The organism is Citrobacter amalonaticus Y19 (assembly GCF_000981805.1).
In the GTDB taxonomy this organism is placed as follows: Bacteria; Pseudomonadota; Gammaproteobacteria; order Enterobacterales; family Enterobacteriaceae; genus Citrobacter_A; species Citrobacter_A amalonaticus_C.
Genome location: NZ_CP011132.1, coordinates 4,695,834 through 4,715,921, shown reverse-complemented (window position 1 = coordinate 4,715,921; position 20,088 = coordinate 4,695,834). Strand labels below are relative to the sequence as shown.

The window sequence follows — 20,088 nt, the reverse complement described above, 5'->3', positions numbered from 1 at the left end:
TTCTGTCTGATAATCCATCACAGAAACGGAGCGGTCTCGTTTAACCCTTGAAGCCACTGCCCGTTCTGAGAGTCTCTCTCATACCCAAATAACTAAAGCCAACGTGAACTTTTGCGGACCTGAGGTCCGCATTTTTTTTGCGTAAAAAAGCCCGGCTTAACGCCAGGCCGTGATGAGATAAAAGCAGGTTGTTATTCGCGTTCGACAGTACTCAACGCATCGGCGACACGCTTAAACCGTTCGAACCGGCGACGTAACATACTGTGCTTCTTCGCATCCGGCTCCAGACGAATCACCGGCGGCAGGGTCGCTTTAATGGCCTGCTCAAACCCAGGATAATCCCCCGAACCCACAGCCGCACACATCGCCGCCGCCCGGCAGCCAGACTGCTCAACGTCGACAATTTCAAGCGGCAAATTACTGACATCGCAAAACATCTGCATCCAGATACGTGAATGCGTAGGACCGCCGGTGAAACGAATCGTTTGAACACCGTCCCCGAGCTGCAACAGTTTGTCCTGATGCAGTAAGTGCGAGAACACGATCCCCTGATAGATAGCGTAAACGAGGTCTGCCGCATCGTGGTGACCTCCCAGCCCGACGAATCCGCCACTCAGTGAATCGTCATAATTCGAACCGTATAACCAGGGAAAAAACAGAATGCTGTCGGGTTTCTCATACCCACGCGCCGCCCACTGGTTAAGCGTGTCGTGGTCATCCTGCAACTCCGGTAAAAAGTGCTGAATAAACCAGGTCAGATTGCTGGCAGAAGTGGGGCTGCCTTCGTGGGCAAAATAGTGCCCCGGAATACTGAACTTACCCCATACATACGGATAGTCAGCCGGGATAATGTCATCAAAAACGCGGGTGGCAATCGACCATGTTCCGGCAACCGCGCTAAGCTGCGTACTGTCATAGACGCCGGAAGTCATTGCCGCGCCTACGACATCAAACACTCCGCCAAATACCGGCGTTCCTGCGTTTAATCCGCATAACGCGGCGGCGTCTGCTGTGACAACCCCTGCCTGCTCAGCGGAGCCAATCACTTTCGGCATGCACTCCATCATCTCTTCTATGCCGAACAGCGTGAACAGCGCAGGATCGAAATCATTACGCTGCAAATTAAATAACTGACTTCCCGAAATATTGGTTTCTTCGCAGGTCAATTCCGCCGTCAAACGATAACGAATGTAATCGTGGGCCATCAGCACATAACCCGTACGCGCGTAATGCTCCGGCTCGTTCTGTTTCAGCCACCTCAACAATGCCGCCGGATGGGAAGGCCATAACTGCTGAAAGCTATGCGGATACGCCAGACGATCGACACCCTGCGCTTTCCAGGCCGCAACCAGAGACTGTGCCCGGGAGTCCGAGGAGACAATCCCGTTGCGTACGGGTCTTCCTGACTTATCGACCAGATACAGTCCTTTACCGTGTGAAGAAAAACCAATTCCGTTAATCTGTTCCGCCGACAGATGACTTTCAGCCAGTGCACGTTGGATAACGTCACACGTTGTCGCCCAAAGGGCCTCCATATCGCGTTCGCAGAATCCTGCCTGTGGGCTGAGTAACGATAAGGTCTGAGCGGCCACCGTGATTTCTCGTCCCTCGGCAGTGTATATCCCCGCCTTGGTGACGGTGCCGCCCAAATCAATGCCCATAAAGTAATGGCTCATCGTCCTCTCCTTATCCTGCGATCAACGCCCGCTCGTCGTGCCACCCCGCCGCCTGCATCTTGCTTTCTATCCACTGGCGCGCGTGGATAATTTCCAGTAACGGTTCAGGGGATTTTTCTGTCCACATTTCAATCAGGAAAGTGCCCCTATAGTTCAGACGGCGTAATATCCTGAATAGCTTAACGAAATCTACGCATCCTTCACCAAAGGGGACATCGCGGAACTGCCCAGGGGAATCCGGCGTCACCGGAAAGGTATCTTTAAGATGGATGGCGGCAATCCGGTCAATACCTTTCGCCAATTCACTCTCCAGCTCGTTGCCCCATGCGGTGAGATTGCCGACATCGGGGTAAACGGTAAACCATGGAGAATTGATTTTTGCATCCAGCACTTTCCATTTACTGATGGAGTTAATAAAGGGGGTATCCATGATTTCCACTGCACACATCACCTGTGCAGCCGCGGCCTGCTCCGCCACCCAGGCCATCGCATCCTCAAACAAAGCGATAGTGTCATCATTCTGCGGCTCGTAATAGACGTCATACCCGGCAAGCTGGATGGTTCGAATGCCTAAATCCTGCGCCAGCCGTAATGCTTTTTGCATGATCGTTCGCGCTTGCAGGCGGGTGTCGCTATCGTGACTGCCGAACGGGAAACGACGGTGAGCCGATAAACACAGGGTCGGAATACGCACACCCGTTTTCTGAATGGCGCTGATGATTTCCATGCGCTCGGCAAGCGACCAGTCCAGACGAGCCAGCCGCTCTTCGCTTTCATCGACTGACATTTCAACAAAATCAAACCCGCATGATTTCGCCAGCGCCAGTTTTTCTACCCAACTGGTGTTCCTGGGAAGCGCCTTTTCATAAATACCTAATGGATGGCTACGCATTTTTTCCCTCACGAGTGGCCAGTTGTTGTTGAAATGCTTTCAGGCTGTTATTCATGGCACGCCGCGCCTGCCATTTTTGTTTGAAGAACTTAAAGGCCAGTGCGGCAATCAACGTTATTCCCCATACCGCCAGATTGAAATGCAGACTCAGTCCAGACAGGCTAAGCCCGGTGGCGATAACCTGGAGCACCAACAACGCGCAGAAGACATGACCGACTTTACCGACCCCGCCGAATGGATCGGTGCCGCCAAGGACAATGGCCAGCACCGTCAGCAGGAGATAAGAATCGCCATAGCCCATACGTGCAGAGTTAAAGCGAGCCAGCATAATGAGCCCAGCCAGTACGCAAAGCAGACTGGATATGGCATAAATCGCCATCAGTACACGGTCGGTCCGTATACCGCTAAACCAGGTCGCATTGATATTGCTACCGCACATGTAAATAACCTTCCCGGTGCGGGTTTTTCCGAGGAACAGTGCCAGCATGAGCGTCGCGACGATAAAAATCACCATGGGAACCGGCACGCCATAAACCACTTCCGATCCCATACTGCGGACAATGGGTGGCATCCCACTGAGCGCGGCCCCTTTGGTAAGATAAATACCAATACCGCTGATAATCGTCATACTGCCCAGCGTAACCAGAATCGGGTGCGCCCCCACCCGGGAAATAATGATCCCTGTGATAGCACCAATCACGATGGCGATCGCCATCGCGCCCAGCATCGCCAGAAGTAACCACCCTAACTGCAGGCCGATAGATGCCTCGGCAGGCACATACTGAATTAACAGCCAGGCCATAAACAGACTGGTCAGATTCGCCGTGCCGATGATCGCCAGATTCAACCCGCCACTCAGCATAGGGACAAACATGGCGAAGGTGAGCAGCCCCAGTTCTGGCAACTGGAAGGCGATACTCAGAAACGTATTATCGGTAAAAAAACGTCCGGGCATGGCCAGACTAAATGCCACCACCGCGAAGAAACATATCGCCAGTAAACCGGAGCTGGTGCCATCAATTGGTAAAAATGCCTGTTTTTTCATTTCAAGCCCCTTGTCAGACGAATCCAACGTCCGTTTCTTTACGTTTTTTGTAGTGAGTGACGCAAATTGCCGAGACAATGACCACCCCGATGACGATATTGACGAAGTAGCTGGACACGCCCACCAGGTTAAGACCATTTTTCAGAATGCCGATGAGGAATACCCCCATCAACGTACCCATGACTGACCCGCGACCGCCGGATAGGCTCGCGCCACCTAACACGGCGGCAGCCAGCACATCCAGTTCGCCTCCCACCAACGCATTGGGCACGACCTCGCTCATACGATAAGCCTGAAGCATTCCCCCAATTGCTGCCGCAGCGCCAAGATAGCCATAGGCGAACAGATAAATGAGTGAAACCCGAATACCAATACGCCGCGCCGACTCGGTACTGCCGCCCACGGCATACAGCTGACGTCCAATATGGGTTTTATTCATCACAATCCAGGTGAAGCAGGCCATGCCCAGCATCACCACCAACGGTAACCCAACCTGATAAACCTCCCCCTCAAACCCAAAGCTGAAAAGGGATCGCTGTGTAACCCACCAGTCAGGCAGGTCGTAAATGCTGTGACCATTGGTCAGCCACATCAACATGCCAAACAGCAGTGATTGCATACTGATGGTGATAATGATGGAAACCACATTGAGGTAATAAATGAGGATCGCGTTAATCAGGCCAAACAGAACGCCCAGCAGAATCGCCAATCCAAGGCACAGCAAGGGATTCGCTATCACTTCATTCAACAGCAGCGACGCCACCATGTACTGCACCACGGAAGCGACGGCCGCAAACGAAATATCAATGCCTCCTGTCACCAGCACGACAAATAAACCGAGGGCGAAAATCCCCGTCACGGCATAGCTTTCGGTCAGATCCAGCAAATTCTGAATCGACAGGAACTCATCGCTCATCAGAGAAAAAAGCGCCAGCATCAGGACAATGACCCAGCCCAACCATCCTTCGACCGAACGTGGAAACCGGAGCCGCCATACATTAGCCATTGATCACCTCTGCAAGTTGCTGTTCGGTATAGAGAGAAGGCCGCAATTCGTTAATAATTTTTCCTCGCTGCATATGGAAAATACGATCGCAGTTGTAATACGCTTCTGGCGCTTCATCAGTAATCAGCAACACGGAAATCCCGACACCGGAAAGCCGGTGGATAAGCTGGTAAATACTGTCTTTCGCACCAATATCAACGCCTACCGTTGGCGCATCGAGAATCAACACTTTCGGGCGAGTGAGAATCCATTTCGCCAACACTACTTTTTGCTGATTACCGCCAGAAAGCGTGGACAACGGGTTATCAGGATCGGTGACTTTAATATCCAGATCCTGAATCCATTCCGTAACCAGGGTCTCCTGCCGCTTTTTATCAATACATTGCCAGGGTGTTTTTAACCGATTCAGGATCGAGAGCACCATATTGTCACTGACCGATTGCGGTAAAACGGCTCCCAGCGTCAGGCGATCTTCAGAGACATAAGCAATACCCAGCTTCGCGGCTTGCGTATTATCTTTAATCGCGACTTTCTTCCCATCCAGATAAATATCCCCACTATCTGGATGCGTAATACCAAAAAGGCTCAATGCCAGTTCTGTTCGCCCTGAACCTAATAAGCCACATAATCCCAGCACTTCACCCTGGTGAAGCTGGAAGGAAATATCTTCAAATTGCCCTTTCCGGCTCAATTTATTCAGCTCAAGGACGACCTTCCCGCCAATACTGTTCGGTAATTTTTTCTGATGAACAATCGTTCTGCCGGTCATCAGTTCGGTAATGCGTCCCGGCGACAAGAGGTCTGCCGCCCAGGTTCCGATGATTTCGCCATCGCGAATCACGGTAATACGGTCAGAGATTTCTTTGACTTCATCCAGTCGGTGGCTGACAAAAACCACCGTAATATTTTTATCACGGAGATAATTCACCGTTCGTAATAGCTGGTTCACCTCGGTGCGGGTCAGCGAAGCCGTCGGTTCATCCATGATAACCAGCCGGGCTTCCGCGACCAGCGCACGGCAAATCGCCACCTGCTGGCGTTGTGCAATAGGCAAATGCTGAACCAGCGCATCGGTATCGAGATTAAAATTCAATTCCTGAATAATTTTCTGCGATACGGCTTTCAGGTGAGATTTTTTATGCCAGCGAAAATACCCTTTCAGGTTGTATTCAAAGGCAATATTTTCCGCGACCGTCAGGTTAGGAAATAAAGAGAGATCCTGGTAAATAACCTGAATGCCTAACTCACGCGCTTTATCGGGCGAAAGTCTGGCCCACGATTTATCATCGATGATAATTTCACTGCCAGTATCCGGGGTATAAACACCGCTCAACGTTTTTATTAACGTGCTTTTGCCACAACCATTCGCACCCGCAAGGCAGTGGACTTCACCTTTATTTAGCGTGAGATCAATATTTTTTAATGCCTGATGACCGCCGAAGCTTTTAGTCAGTGACTTTAACGTCACTAACGGCACATCTGCATTTCGCTCTGCAATATGGGGCATCTGCGGCTCCTGAACGACTAAAGGATATCCGGGCCACGACTGGCCCGGTGATGCTACCTAAAATTACAAACCTAACTTCACTAAACGCTGTGTATTTTCAAGATCGAGTTTTTCAGGGTTATCACTCAGAATGGTATTGTTCTGAACGTTAATTTCCCCCATGTCGCCGAGTTTTACGCCATTTTTGATAGGTTCGCCGTTCATCATCGCGGTGGCGACCTGAACAAAAACTTTGCCCGCCGTCATCGGATTAGAAATATATCCGCCATCAATCGCGCCTTTTTCCAGCAACTTAATACCCTGTCCTGGAGTGAATGTGCCAAATACGCAAATCGCATCGTTTTTCTTACGCTTATCAATTGCGCGGCCGGCGCCAATAGGGCCTTGCGAGCCAAATGACATGATCCCTTTGAGATCTTTATATTTTGACATCAGGTCATTCGCAGTACGCATCGAGTCATCCACGGATTCCGCCACGCCAAAACGATCCTCAACCAGCGTCATTTTTGGGTAATGCTCTTTTTGATACGCGATAGCGGCGTCAGCCCAGTCATTCACCAGGGGTACTGTCAGGCTGCCCACGAACATGGCATATTTCCCTTCTTCGCCCATGCATTTCGCCATATCTTTCATATGGTTGGCACCCATTGTTTGGGTGTTCAGCAATTCAAAATCCCAGTCAGCATTAGCCTGGTTCGGCGACTCATGCGTAATAACTTTAATACCGGCTTCCTGAGCGCGCTTCAGCACAGGCTCCAGGACTTTCGCATCGTTTGGCACTACGCCAATCACATCGACTTTTTTAGCAATTAAATCTTCGATGGCGCGGACCTGTTCAGCCGGGTCTGCGGTCGTCGGCCCGACTTGCCAGGCATTAACGCCCAATGCTTTTCCTTCATCCTTAATGCCTTGTTCCATCACGTTAAACCAGGGAATGCCCCCCACCTTAACCACGACACCCATCGTGAAAGGTTTATTGGCTTTTTGCGGTGTAGCGGGTTGTTCCGCCCAGGCGGCGGTGGATGTTAAAACAGCAGTAATCAGGCAGGGTAAGATTAATTTTTTCATCGTAATTTCCTTAAGAAATAGCGTCATGTGTCAGGGAAACCCGATAAAAATATCAGCCTGACTTTTTATTAATTTCAACTTTTCTCTGGCATTGGCTAAATAACCGGGATATTACCTCAATTATTCAGATGACGATTCACATCTATGACTTATCAACTTCAACAACGTTTAACTGCGGATGCAAACTACGGTAACGCTCATCACTACAACTGTTGGTAACCATAATATCAATTTCATCCAGCATACATATTTTACTAAAAGCGAACTGTTCGAACTTACTGGAGTCAACCATTAATATTTTTTTCGCCGAAACCTGTAACATAACCTGTTTCAGACGGGCATTTATTTCACTACCATCACGGATTCCATTTTCCAGATTCACGCCCTGACAGGAAAAAAAGAAACTATTAATCTGAAAGTTTCTGATGGCGCTCTCCGCAACCGGGCCATGAAAATCATCATGACGTTCGGAATACTCGCCGCCAATACCAATAATACGAACGTTATCCCGGCAAGCTAACGCCTGGATAATACGCAGTGAATTGGTCACGACCGTTATATCGATATCCGGGATTTGCCGGGCCAGAAACCAACAGGTGCTGCTGTTATCCATCAAAATGCAGTCGCCAGGATGAATAAACTGAAGCGCTGCTTTGGTGATTTTTGCTTTAATATCAGGATGTTCTTCTGTACGCTTACGAAATGATTCTGCCCGATCCACACTATTTTTTTGCCAGGTGTTGTCTTCAATCGCCACAGACGTCACATCCGGCATATCCAGTGAAACCGCACCGCCAAAGCTGCGGGTGAGTTTATTATTTTTTTCCAGCCTCGTCAGATCACGGCGAATCGTTTCCTGCGATACCTGACATAATTGCGACAGTTCCGTAACGCGCACCGCTCCCAGCTTCTGAACATGCGCACAAATCATTTTATAACGCTCTGCCTGCAACATAATATCGACCCACGAAAACCGATTTCATCATGTGTTTATCATTAATCTTTTCGCCGTGAATTAAAGTGAGTAGTGTCAAGGATCGTTTTACAGAAATAACACACACATCATAACGTGATTAAAATCTAAAATTTCGTTGCAACGAAAGAAATAAATAACATAAAACACGATTTATATCACAAAAAAGCCCTCTTTTATTCTGTTGCCTCCACAAGAAAACCATCATTCGGTCATTTACGGGCATCAGTAAAACGGAAAAACATGACCGAATTGTTCCGAGTTTGACCGTTCTCGTTGTTTTATACATACAAATAATCCGTATGAATTTTACATCTTATTTATTCAGCGTAATTTAAATAACAACGTTGCACACCACGCCAATTAAAGAATGCGAGGAAACCCGCTTTTTATAAATTAAAATTGTAATTCAGGAGTAAAGAATGAACACACTAAAGAAAAAAGTGCTGGCTGCTAATTTAGCTCTGCCCGCGCATCAACTGGTCACCTTTACCTGGGGAAATGTCAGCGGAATTGATCGCGAAAAAGGGGTGATGGTCATTAAACCCTCCGGTGTCGAATATGACAATATGAATCTGGATGATATGGTCGTCGTCGATATACACAGTGGAAAGGTTGTCGAAGGAAACAAAAAACCGTCATCGGATACCGACACGCATCTGGCGCTGTACCACGCTTTTCCAGACATTGGCGGCATCGTCCATACCCATTCACGCCACGCCACCATCTGGTCGCAGGCCGGAAAAGATTTAATGCCGTTGGGCACAACGCATGCGGATTATTTCTATGGCGCAATTCCTTGTACACGCCCCATGCGGGATGAAGAAATCAACGGACGTTACGAATACGACACCGGCAGCGTCATTATTGAAACCTTTAAACAACGAGGGCTCGCGCCCCTCCATATTCCTGCCGTACTGGTAAACAGTCATGGACCCTTTGCCTGGGGCACCGATCCTGCCAATGCCGTACATAATGCCGTTGTGCTTGAAGAAATCGCTTATATGAATTTGTTCACGCAGCAACTGCAACCCCATCTCACCGCGATGCAGCAAACATTGCTGGACAAGCACTTTTTGAGGAAGCACGGCGCGAATGCGTATTATGGTCAGTGATGCGTGATGCCATGACATAAAAAAGCCTGGCATCGCGCCAGGCTGAGTGAAACCCGATATCCGTTATGCCAGACGCGCCTTCGCATAGCCGATCGCTTGCGCAACCTGCTGAGGAGACACGCCGCCTTTCGCCGCACGTTTGTCCAGACACGACTGCAGGGAGAGGATCGGATACACATCATCGCCGATGACGCTACTGAATTTCTGCAAGTCGGCCAGCGGCAGATCTTCCAGCGGTTTCCCCTGACGAATCGCCTCAACGACCGTTTCACCCACGATATGGTGCGCTTCACGGAACGGAACGCCTTTCGCGACCAGATAATCCGCCAGTTCGGTGGCGTTGGCATAACCCTGCTGCGCCGCTTCCTGACAGCGCGGACGTTTCACCTGGATACCGTCCAGCACCAGCGCGGCCATATGCAGGCAGTCCAGCCAGGTGTCGAGTGCGTCGAACAGACCTTCTTTGTCTTCCTGCATGTCTTTGTTATAGGCCAGCGGCAGCCCCTTCAGCGTCATCATCATGCCGGTCAATGCACCCTGAACACGGCCACATTTACCGCGAATCAACTCCAGCGCATCCGGGTTTTTCTTCTGCGGCATCAGCGACGAGCCGGAGGTCACACGATCGGAAAGCTCAACAAAGCCCGCTTCTCCCGTATTAAAGAAGATCAGGTCTTCGGCAAAACGCGACAGATGCACCATCCCGATAGCGGCGTCAGAGAGCAGTTCCAGCACATGGTCACGATCGGAAACGCTGTCCAGACTGTTCCGCGTTGCCGAGGCAAAGCCCAGCCAACCGGCCAGTTGTTCACGATCGATTTCATACGCCGTCCCCGCCAGGGCGCCACAGCCTAATGGGCTAACATCCAGACGTTTTAACGCGTCCTGCAGACGACTTTCATCGCGCACCAGCATTTCGACATAGGCCAGGCACCAGTGAGCAAACGTCACCGGCTGCGCACGCTGCAAATGGGTATACCCCGGCATCACCGCATCCTGGTTATTTTCCGCCGTCTCGACCAGCGCGCTTTGCAACTGACGATTGGCGCTAAGCAGTTCGGTCACCGTCTCTTTGCACCACAGTTTCAAATCGGTGGCGACCTGATCATTACGGCTACGTCCGGTATGCAGTTTTTTACCTAACTGGCCCACTTTGTCGATCAGTTTGCCTTCCACCCAGCTATGAATATCTTCGGCATCGCTTTGCAGAATCTGCTGAGGATTGGCGCGAACCTCTTCCAGCAGAATGTTCAGCGCCTCTTCGAGCTGAAGCTGTTCGTCTGCGGTTAACACGCCAACGGTGACTAACGCTTTGGACCAGGCCACAGAGCCAACAATATCCTGCTCCGCCAGACGGTAATCAAAACGCAACGAATCGTTGAACTGTTTGAACCGCTGATCTGCTGCCTGAGTAAAACGCCCACCCCAAAGTGCCATAACATGCTTCCTTAAATTCTTGAATTACCGGATGGCGCTGCGCTAATCCGGCCTACAGGTTGTGTTTTCGTAGGCCCGATAAGGCGTAGTCGCCATCGGGCTCAACATAATTACGCCAGAATACGCGTACCAATTGGCGTGCCGTTAAACAGCGCCGGAAGTTGCTCCGCGTGACGCCACGAGGCGATATCCACCGGACGCCCCAGCGTGCGCGCGGCATCCAGTGCGGCATTTACCTTCACAATCATGCCATCCGTAATGATACCCTGGTCGATCAGCTGCTCCGCTTTCGCGGCGGTCATTTCCGCAATACGCTGACCTTTACCATCGAGAATCCCGCTCACGTCGGAGAGCAGGATCAGGTCCGCGCCCAGCGTCGCCGCCAGCGCCGTCGCCGCCTGGTCCGCGTTCACGTTCATCAGTTGCCCTTCTTCCGTCACCCCAATCGAGCTGACGACCGGCAGAAAACCATTTTCCAGCAGCGTGTTAATCAGCTTAGGCGAACCTGGCTTCGCCAGTCCAACGTGGCCGAGCTCTTCGTCGAGCTGAGTCACTTTTACGCTGTCGCCATCGCCAAGATACAGACCAACGGAGGCAATGTGATGCTTCTTCGCCCAGGCCAGCAGCGTTTTGTTGGCTGTTCCCGCCAGCGCGCCGGTAATGATGTCGATCTGGTCGGCTGGCGTCACGCGCAGGCCGTTTTTCTTTTTCACCGGCAGGTTGAGCCCTTTCATCAGTTCATCAACGACGCAGCCGCCGCCGTGCACAATGACCAACGGACGCTGATGCGACTCACGATAGTTCACCAGTGCGGTAAAAAGACGCTCCAGCGCCTCTTCGCTATCCAGTAATACGCCACCCAGCTTGATAATTAATGGACTCATCATTGCACCCTTAAATAAGAGACTGCGTTTCAGCAAAGCCGAAACGGATATTGGCGCACTGCACTGCCTGTGCGGCGGCACCTTTCAACAAGTTATCTTCGGTGGCCACCACAATCAAATGTTCACCCTGCACGGCGAAACCGATATCGCAGAATGGCAGCCCAACCACATTCTTCAGCGCCGGAACGCCGTTGTCATACAGACGCACCAGCGGTTTATCGCCATACGCCTGCTGCAATACCTGAGCGACCTGCGCATGCGTCACGCCCGGCTGCAGTCGACAGGTGATCGTTTCCAGAATCCCACGCGGGAAATTACCCAGATGAGGAGTGAAAATCACCTCAGTCCCCAGATGGGTGGCGATCTCCGGCTGATGACGATGGGTAAACACACCATACGGTTGCAGGCTCACTTCGCAGAAGCTGTTAGACAGCGCCGCTTTACGTCCCGCCCCGCTAACGCCGCTGGTCGCGTTAATCACCGGCCATTGCGCCAAATCCAGCAGCCCGGCGTCGATCAGTGGTTTAAGAGAGAGCTGCGCCGCCGTGGGATAGCACCCCGGCACTGCGATCAGATTCGCCTCTTTCAGTTTGTCGGCGCTCCACTCCGCCAGGCCGTACACCGCCTGTTCAAGCAGGTCGGAATGCTGATGAGTGAAACCATAGTATTTTTCATAGAACCCGGCATCGTTCACGCGGAAGGCACCGGAAAGATCGAAGACCACGCAACCGGCGGCCAAAAATTGCGGCGCCAGGTCATGGCTGACTTCGTGGGCGGTGGCTAAAAACACCACATCCACGCCGTCGGTAAACTCGCTGATATCGGACATCGGCTGCAAGGGCAGATCGACAATGCCTTTAAGCTGTGGATGCAAATCAGAAATTAACTTTCCCGCATCATTGCTTTGCGCTGAGACGGTCAAAGCGGTTATGGTCATATGGGGGTGGCGATTCACGTAGCTTACAAGCTCTGCGCCCGCATAACCGCTAGCGCCTACAATCAGCGTATTCAACATCAGGTTCCTTTATGCTCAACGTTAATGTATTTTTATGCACATTTATTGCATGAATATTGATACTATCACGACCTAAGGTGTGTCAACAATGAAAATGAACTTACCGCCATTTATCGAGATCTACCGCGCGCTGATTGCCACGCCGTCCATCAGCGCTACCGAAGAAGCGCTGGATCAGAGCAATGAGTCTTTAATCAATCTGCTGGCGGGTTGGTTCAGCGATCTCGGTTTCAACGTTGAGATTCAACCGGTCCCGGGAACCCGCAATAAATTCAATCTGCTGGCCAGCACCGGACAAGGTGCGGGCGGCCTGCTGCTGACGGGTCATACCGACACCGTGCCGTTTGACGATGGGCGCTGGACGCGCGATCCCTTCACCCTCACCGAGCATGACAACAAGCTCTACGGTCTGGGCACGGCGGACATGAAGGGCTTCTTCGCCTTTATTCTCGACGCGCTTCGCGACGTTGATGTGACACAACTGAAAAAGCCGCTCTACATTCTGGCGACGGCAGATGAAGAGACCAGCATGGCGGGGGCGCGTTACTTCTCGGAAAACACAGCGATTCGCCCCGATTGTGCGATCATCGGTGAGCCCACGTCGCTACAGCCGATTCGCGCGCACAAAGGCCATATCTCAACGGCGGTGCGGGTAATGGGCCAGTCCGGCCACTCCAGCGATCCGGCGCGCGGCGTGAACGCTATCGAACTGATGCACGACGCGATTGGTCGCATTATGCAACTACGCGACACCCTGAAGGAACGTTATCACTATGACGCCTTCACCGTGCCGTATCCCACCCTGAATCTGGGCAGTCTGCACGGTGGCGATGCGTCGAACCGCATTTGCGCCTGCTGTGAACTGCATATGGACATTCGCCCGCTTCCGGGTATGACGCTGGGCGATCTGGATGGCCTGCTGACAGAAGCCCTGGCACCGGTGAGCGAACGCTGGCCGGGCCGACTGACCGTTGCCGAACTGCATCCACCGATCCCAGGCTACGAATGTCCACCAGACCATCAACTGGTTGAAGTGGTGGAGAAACTGCTGGGCGAGAAAACCGATGTGGTGAACTACTGCACCGAAGCGCCGTTTATTCAGACGCTTTGTCCGACGCTGGTGTTGGGTCCGGGCTCTATCAATCAGGCGCACCAGCCGGATGAATATCTGGAAACCCGGTTCATCAAACCGACGCGTGAACTGATTACCCAGGTTGTTCATCATTTCTGCTGGCACTGACCTCCATCACTCTCCGGTAACACCGGAGAGTGACTTTTGTCACAATTCCATAAGTAATACTTATCTGCCGCAAAGTGAATTAAATTTCGTAAATTATCGACATTTATTCGTTTGCTGAAGCGATTTCGCCGCAATTGACGAATGGTTTTTTACGTGGCTTTATAAAGTGAGATGAATTAACAAATGTCCTGATCACAGGACTCAAACCCACCGTATTTCGTGTTGCAGGAAGGCGGCAAGTTTGTGGAGCCCCGGGAGCTTACATAAGTAAGTGACCGGGGTCCACAAACGCAGCCAACGCATCTGCGGCGCGAAAGACGAAGGGTAAAACATATGAGATGGGGTGTCTGGGTTAATATGAACGAACAATATTCCGCGTTGCGTAGTAATGTCAGTATGCTCGGCAAAGTGCTGGGAGAAACCATCAAGGATGCGCTGGGAGAGAACATTCTTGATCGCGTAGAAACAATCCGTAAGCTGTCTAAATCCTCACGCGCTGGCAATGAAGCTCATCGCCAGGAGTTGCTCACCACGTTACAAAATCTGTCGAATGACGAGCTGCTGCCGGTCGCACGCGCGTTTAGCCAGTTCCTGAACCTGGCCAACACCGCCGAGCAATATCACAGCAGTTCGCCAAAAGGCGAAGGCGCCAGCAACCCGGAAGTGATTGCCCGCACCCTGCGTAAACTGAAAAACCAGCCGGACCTGAACGACGCCATCATCAAAAAAGCGGTGGAGTCGTTATCTCTGGAGCTGGTGTTGACCGCACATCCGACGGAAATTACCCGTCGCACGCTGATCCACAAAATGGGCGAAATCAACGCCTGTCTGAAGCAACTCGATAGCAAAGATATCGTTGAATACGAACGCCACCAGCTGATGCGCCGTCTGCGCCAGTTGATTGCACAGTCCTGGCACACCGATGAAATTCGTAAGCTGCGCCCGAGCCCGGTGGATGAAGCCAAATGGGGCTTCGCGGTGGTTGAGAACAGCCTGTGGCAGGGCGTACCGAACTATTTACGCGAACTAAACGAACAGCTGGAAGAGAATCTGGGTTACCAGTTACCCGTTGATTTCGTTCCGGTACGTTTCACCTCGTGGATGGGCGGCGACCGTGACGGCAACCCAAATGTGACCGCGGATATCACCCGTCACGTTCTGCTGCTGAGCCGCTGGAAAGCGACCGATCTGTTCCTGAAAGATATTCATGTTCTGGTTTCTGAGCTGTCGATGGTCGATGCCACGCCGGAACTGTTGGCGATGGTCGGCGAAGAAGGCGCATCGGAGCCTTACCGCTACCTGATGAAAAACCTGCGCGCACGCCTGATGGCAACCCAGGCCTGGCTGGAAGCGCGTCTGAAAGGCGAAAAGCTGCCGAAACCGGCAGGTCTGCTGACGCAAAACGAACAGCTGTGGGAGCCGCTGTACGCCTGCTACCGGTCACTGCAAGCCTGCGGCATGGGCATTATCGCCAATGGTGAACTGCTCGACACCCTGCGTCGCGTGAAATGTTTTGGCGTACCGCTGGTGCGTATTGATATCCGTCAGGAGAGCACCCGCCACACCGAAGCGCTGGGTGAACTGACCCGTTACCTCGGTATCGGGGATTACGAAAGCTGGTCAGAAGCAGACAAACAGGCCTTCCTGATCCGCGAACTGAACTCCAAACGCCCGCTGCTGCCGCGCAACTGGGAACCGAGCAATGACACTCGCGAAGTGCTCGACACCTGTAAGGTCATTGCCGAAGCGCCAAAAGGTTCGATTGCCGCCTACGTCATCTCGATGGCAAAAACGCCATCCGACGTACTGGCCGTACATCTGCTGCTGAAAGAGGCTGGAATTGGCTTCGCGATGCCGGTTGCGCCGCTGTTCGAAACCCTCGACGACCTGAACAACGCCGACGACGTCATGACCCAACTGCTGAACATCGACTGGTATCGCGGTCTGATTCAGGGCAAGCAGATGGTGATGATTGGCTATTCCGACTCGGCAAAAGACGCCGGCGTGATGGCCGCCTCCTGGGCGCAGTATCAGGCGCAGGATGCGTTGATTAAAACCTGCGAGAAAGCGGGTATCGAGCTGACGCTGTTCCACGGTCGCGGAGGTTCCATCGGTCGCGGAGGCGCGCCAGCCCATGCTGCGTTGCTTTCACAACCGCCGGGCAGCCTGAAAGGGGGTCTGCGCGTGACCGAACAGGGCGAAATGATCCGCTTCAAATACGGTCTGCCGGAAGTCACCGTCAGCAGTCTGTCGCTGTACACCAGCGCGATTCTGGAAGCGAACCTGCTGCCGCCGCCGGAGCCGAAAGACGCCTGGTGTCATATCATGGACGAACTCTCGGTTATCTCCTGTGAGGTGTACCGTGGTTATGTTCGTGAAAACAAAGACTTTGTCCCGTACTTCCGTTCTGCAACGCCGGAACAGGAACTGGGCAAACTGCCGCTTGGCTCGCGTCCGGCGAAACGTCGCCCGACCGGCGGTGTGGAATCCCTGCGCGCCATTCCGTGGATCTTCGCCTGGACGCAGAACCGCCTGATGCTGCCAGCCTGGCTGGGTGCCGGTACCGCGCTGCAGAAAGTGGTTGAAGATGGTAAGCAGAGCGAACTGGAAGCAATGTGTCGCGACTGGCCGTTCTTCTCCACTCGCCTCGGCATGCTGGAAATGGTGTTCTCGAAGGCGGATCTGTGGCTGGCGGAATATTACGATCAGCGCCTGGTGGCGAAAGAGCTGTGGCCGCTAGGTAAAGAGCTGCGCGAACTACTGGAAGAGGACATCAAAGTCGTGCTGGCGATTGCCAACGATTCACACCTGATGGCCGATCTCCCGTGGATTGCCGAATCTATCCAGTTACGTAATATCTACACCGACCCGCTGAACGTCCTGCAGGCTGAGCTGTTACACCGCTCGCGACTGACGGAACAACAGGGCAAAGAGCCCGATCCTCGCGTTGAACAGGCGCTGATGGTCACTATCGCCGGCGTGGCGGCAGGTATGCGTAATACCGGCTAATTTCACCCCAGCCCTCTCGCGTGCTATTGCGCGCGCGAGGGCTGAAATATTTCTGTCATAACCTCCGCACATTCACTATATTTCTGTCTGTTTTTTCCACCGTGAGATTTTTCCAGAGCAACGTGCGCCTTTGCGCCGGTGCTTCAGATTCTCTTAAGGTTTAGTCGCTACGTTTGGCACCACGTTTAAAGACAGGCTGACAATATGCAATCCACAACCCTCCAGTCTACGCCATCATTTAGCTGGAAAGCCCTTGGCTGGGCGCTTCTCTATTTTTGGTTTTTTTCCACCTTACTACAGGCCATTATTTTAATTACGGGTTTCAGCGGTACCAACGGGCTGCGTGACTCATTACTTTACAGCTCCCTTTGGCTGATCCCGATTTTCCTGTTCCCGAGTCGGACCCGCGTTATTGCTGCGGTGGTGGGGGTCGTGTTGTGGGCTACGTCGCTGGCCACACTCTGCTATTTCGTTATCTATGGACAAGAGTTTTCGCAAAGCGTCCTGTTTGTGATGTTTGAGACCAATGCTAACGAAGCCAGCGAATACCTGAGCCAGTATTTCAGTCTGAAGATTATCGCCATTGCGCTGGCCTATACCGTCGTCGCCGTGTTTCTCTGGACGCGACTGCGCCCCGTCTATATTCCGGGACGCTGGCGTTGGCTCGTCTCTTTTGCGTTGCTGTATGGACTGATCCTGAACCCGTTTGTGGTGCGTTCCGCATTTGGCAACTCTCCGTATGAGAAGACGTTAAGCGGCCTCTCCTCGCGTATGGAACCGGCGGCGCCGTGGCAGTTTGTCATTGGTTACTACCAGTATCAGCGCCAGTTGACCTCACTCAACAACCTGTTGAGCCAGAACCATGCGCTGCCTCCGCTGAGCAATTTTAAAGACAACTCCGGCGACGCACCACGTACGCTGGTGCTGGTGATTGGCGAGTCTACCCAGCGTGGTCGCATGAGTCTGTACGGTTATCCGCGTGAAACCACGCCGGAACTGGACGAATTGCATAAGTCAGACCCGAATCTGACCGTGTTTAATAACGTCGTGACCTCACGTCCTTACACGATCGAAATCTTGCAGCAGGCGTTGACCTTTGCAAACGAGAAGAATCCGGACCTGTATCTGACGAAACCGTCGCTGATGAACATGATGAAACAGGCGGGATACAAAACCTACTGGATCACAAACCAGCAGACGATGACCGCGCGTAACACCATGCTGACGGTTTTCTCTAAGCAGACCGATGAGCAGTTCTATATGAACCAGCAGCGTACGCAAAGCGCGCGCGAATATGACACTAACGTGCTGACGCCATTCAAGAAGATCATGGCCGATCCGACACCGAAAAAGTTCATCATTGTTCATCTGCTGGGCACGCACATTAAGTACAAATTCCGCTACCCGGAAGACCAGGGCAAGTTCGACGGTAATACCGATCATCTCCCGCCGGGCCTGAACGCAGAAGAGCAGGAGTCGTATAACGATTACGATAACGCCAACCTGTATAACGACAAGGTCGTCGCGAGCCTGATTAAGGATTATAAAGCAACCGATCCGAACGGTTTCCTGCTCTATTTCTCCGATCATGGTGAAGAGGTGTATGACACCCCGCCACATAAAACACAGGGTCGCAACGAGGATAACCCAACGCGTCACATGTATACCGTGCCGTTCCTGTTGTGGACTTCCGAGAAATGGCAGGCCGCGCATCCGCGTGATTTCTCACAGGATGTGAATCGCAAGTACAGCAGTTCGGAACTGATCCACACCTGGTCCGACTTAGCCGGTCTGACCTACGACGATTACGATCCGACGCGTTCCCTCACCAGCCCGCAGTTCAAAGAAACGACGCGCTGGATTGGCAACCCGTACAAGAAAAATGCGCTGATTGACTACGACAGCCTGCCGTATGGCGATCAGGTCGGAAATCAGTAAGTCATTCAACAGGCCACGCTTTTTAGGGTGGCCTTTTTTCACCATGGCGGTTACTGTTTCCCTGTCTGCGCAACGCAAGGGATCATCATGTATCAAGACGTCAGTCATCTTCTTTCCCGCCTGATTCATGGCCCCACGCCGCTGCGCCAGATTTTCTTTGCCAGTACGCTCACCCCCATCCCGGAACTGGCGTATCAGGTCGATTTTCCCCGTCTGGAAATCATACTGGAAGGTGAACTGACCGATGCCAGCCTTACCGGCACACTCACCCCTTGCGATGTGCTCTATGTGCCGGCAGGCGGCTGGAATCTCCCGCAGTGGCAAATGCCCGTCATCACGCTCAGTATTCTGTTTGGCAAACAACAGCTGGGATTCAGCGTTGTGCAATGGGACGGGAAAACGTACCAGAATCTGGTCAAACAACATGTGGCGCGCCGTGGCCCGCGTATTGGTTCCTTTCTGTTGCAGACGCTCACCGAAATGCAGATGCAACCGCAGGAGCAGCAGACCGCGCGGTTGATTGTCGCCAGCCTGCTCAGCCACTGTCGCGATCTGCTCGGCAGTCAGATTCAAACCGCCTCACGCAGTCAGGCGTTGTTTGAGGCTATTCGCGACTACATTGACGAGCGTTACGCCTCACCGCTCACCCGGGAATCGGTGGCGCAGGCGTTCTATATCTCGCCGAACTATCTCTCGCATCTGTTTCAAAAAACAGGGGCTACCGGCTTTAACGAATACCTGAATCATATGCGACTGGAGCACGCGAAAACGTTGCTAAAAGGCTACGATCTGAAGATCAAAGAGGTGGCTCACACCTGTGGATTTGTGGACAGTAACTACTTTTGCCGCCTGTTTCGTAAGAATACCGAACGCTCGCCGTCAGAATATCGTCGTCAGTATCACAGCCAGCTAACGGAAAAGCAGGTTACTCCAGAATAAGATGGGTATATTGCGGAGCGGAAAGAAGCTTACGCACCGCGCTCATCACACGCTGCGGTTCGCGCAGAAAGGCGTTAATCCCGGACTGGACATAGCGGCATTGGGTGAAACGCTCCGCGCCCGCCAGATCGATATCAGTAATCAGCAGCACGGCGTCCGCCCGGCGGATATCGTCTTCGGTTAAGCGATTCTCCGTACCGAGCGCCCCCTGCGTTTCAATCTTGATGGTCCACTTTTCCTGCTGGCACAACTTCTCCAGTCGTTCAGCCGCCATGTAGGTATGCGCCACGCCGCTTACGCAGGCCGTCACCGCGACCAGATATCGCCCTGTTGAAACGGACATA

General features: G+C 52.5%; 16 protein-coding genes. 5 read left to right on the top strand and 11 right to left on the bottom strand.

Features of this window, described 5'->3' with window-relative positions:
• Positions 1–191: 191 nt before the first annotated feature.
• From F384_RS21800 to F384_RS21770, 7 genes are all read right to left on the bottom strand, one after another.
• Positions 192–1,676 carry an FGGY-family carbohydrate kinase gene (locus F384_RS21800; protein ID WP_046493523.1) on the bottom strand — a complete coding sequence of 495 codons (1,485 nt, stop codon included), beginning with the start codon at positions 1,674–1,676 and terminating at the stop codon, positions 192–194.
• A gap of 10 nt (positions 1,677–1,686) precedes the next feature.
• Positions 1,687–2,568, bottom strand: coding sequence for an L-ribulose-5-phosphate 3-epimerase (locus F384_RS21795; RefSeq protein ID WP_046493521.1), 882 nt, complete (start codon positions 2,566–2,568; stop codon positions 1,687–1,689).
• Entirely contained in the window at positions 2,561–3,613 is a 1,053-nt protein-coding gene (locus tag F384_RS21790; protein ID WP_046493519.1) for an ABC transporter permease, read from the bottom strand. Before F384_RS21790 ends, F384_RS21795 begins: the two co-directional genes overlap by 8 nt.
• 13 nt (positions 3,614–3,626) lie before the next feature.
• Positions 3,627–4,619 (bottom strand): ABC transporter permease, encoded by a 993-nt coding sequence (locus F384_RS21785; RefSeq protein ID WP_046493518.1) that lies wholly within the window; start codon positions 4,617–4,619, stop codon positions 3,627–3,629.
• Positions 4,612–6,126 carry a sugar ABC transporter ATP-binding protein gene (locus F384_RS21780; RefSeq protein WP_046493516.1) on the bottom strand — a complete coding sequence of 505 codons (1,515 nt, stop codon included), beginning with the start codon at positions 6,124–6,126 and terminating at the stop codon, positions 4,612–4,614. The genes F384_RS21785 and F384_RS21780 overlap by 8 nt, the downstream gene beginning before the upstream one ends.
• A gap of 63 nt (positions 6,127–6,189) precedes the next feature.
• Complete coding sequence (locus F384_RS21775; RefSeq protein WP_046493514.1) at positions 6,190–7,194, bottom strand: substrate-binding domain-containing protein; 1,005 nt, start codon at positions 7,192–7,194, stop codon at positions 6,190–6,192.
• A gap of 142 nt (positions 7,195–7,336) precedes the next feature.
• Entirely contained in the window at positions 7,337–8,149 is an 813-nt protein-coding gene (locus F384_RS21770; protein ID WP_046493512.1) for a DeoR/GlpR family DNA-binding transcription regulator, read from the bottom strand.
• Positions 8,150–8,589: 440 nt separating this feature from the next.
• Between F384_RS21770 and araD the strand changes: the two genes are divergently transcribed.
• Positions 8,590–9,282: an L-ribulose-5-phosphate 4-epimerase gene (gene araD, locus F384_RS21765; protein WP_046493508.1), complete on the top strand. Its 693-nt coding sequence runs from the start codon at positions 8,590–8,592 to the stop codon at positions 9,280–9,282.
• A 63-nt stretch (positions 9,283–9,345) separates the two neighbouring features.
• On the opposite strand, the gene argH is transcribed toward araD, so the two are convergent.
• From argH to argC, 3 genes are all read right to left on the bottom strand, one after another.
• Entirely contained in the window at positions 9,346–10,719 is a 1,374-nt protein-coding gene (gene argH, locus F384_RS21760) for an argininosuccinate lyase (protein WP_046493505.1), read from the bottom strand.
• Positions 10,720–10,829: 110 nt separating this feature from the next.
• On the bottom strand, positions 10,830–11,606 hold the full coding sequence (gene argB, locus F384_RS21755; protein ID WP_155404027.1) for an acetylglutamate kinase: 777 nt from the start codon (positions 11,604–11,606) through the stop codon (positions 10,830–10,832).
• 7 nt (positions 11,607–11,613) lie between these two features.
• Positions 11,614–12,618, bottom strand: a complete 1,005-nt coding sequence (gene argC, locus F384_RS21750; RefSeq protein WP_046493500.1) for an N-acetyl-gamma-glutamyl-phosphate reductase — start codon at positions 12,616–12,618, stop codon at positions 11,614–11,616.
• 88 nt (positions 12,619–12,706) lie between these two features.
• On the opposite strand from argC, the gene argE reads away from it, so the two are divergent.
• The 4 genes from argE (at position 12,707) to F384_RS21730 (ending at position 19,744) form a co-directional block, all read left to right on the top strand.
• Complete coding sequence (argE, locus tag F384_RS21745) at positions 12,707–13,858, top strand: acetylornithine deacetylase (RefSeq protein WP_046493499.1); 1,152 nt, start codon at positions 12,707–12,709, stop codon at positions 13,856–13,858.
• A 357-nt stretch (positions 13,859–14,215) separates the two neighbouring features.
• Entirely contained in the window at positions 14,216–16,867 is a 2,652-nt protein-coding gene (ppc, locus tag F384_RS21740) for a phosphoenolpyruvate carboxylase (protein ID WP_046498494.1), read from the top strand.
• A gap of 204 nt (positions 16,868–17,071) precedes the next feature.
• A complete protein-coding gene (locus F384_RS21735) occupies positions 17,072–18,805 on the top strand; it encodes a phosphoethanolamine transferase CptA (RefSeq protein WP_046493498.1) in 1,734 nt (577 codons plus the stop codon).
• Positions 18,806–18,892: 87 nt separating this feature from the next.
• A complete protein-coding gene (locus tag F384_RS21730) occupies positions 18,893–19,744 on the top strand; it encodes a helix-turn-helix transcriptional regulator (protein ID WP_046493495.1) in 852 nt (283 codons plus the stop codon).
• On the opposite strand, the gene F384_RS21725 is transcribed toward F384_RS21730, so the two are convergent.
• The gene (locus F384_RS21725) at positions 19,731–20,087 is read right to left on the bottom strand and encodes a PTS fructose-like transporter subunit IIB (protein WP_046493492.1); all 357 of its coding nucleotides are present in this window, start codon (positions 20,085–20,087) and stop codon (positions 19,731–19,733) included. The two genes, F384_RS21730 and F384_RS21725, sit on opposite strands and share 14 nt — an antisense overlap.
• Position 20,088: the final 1 nt, after the last annotated feature.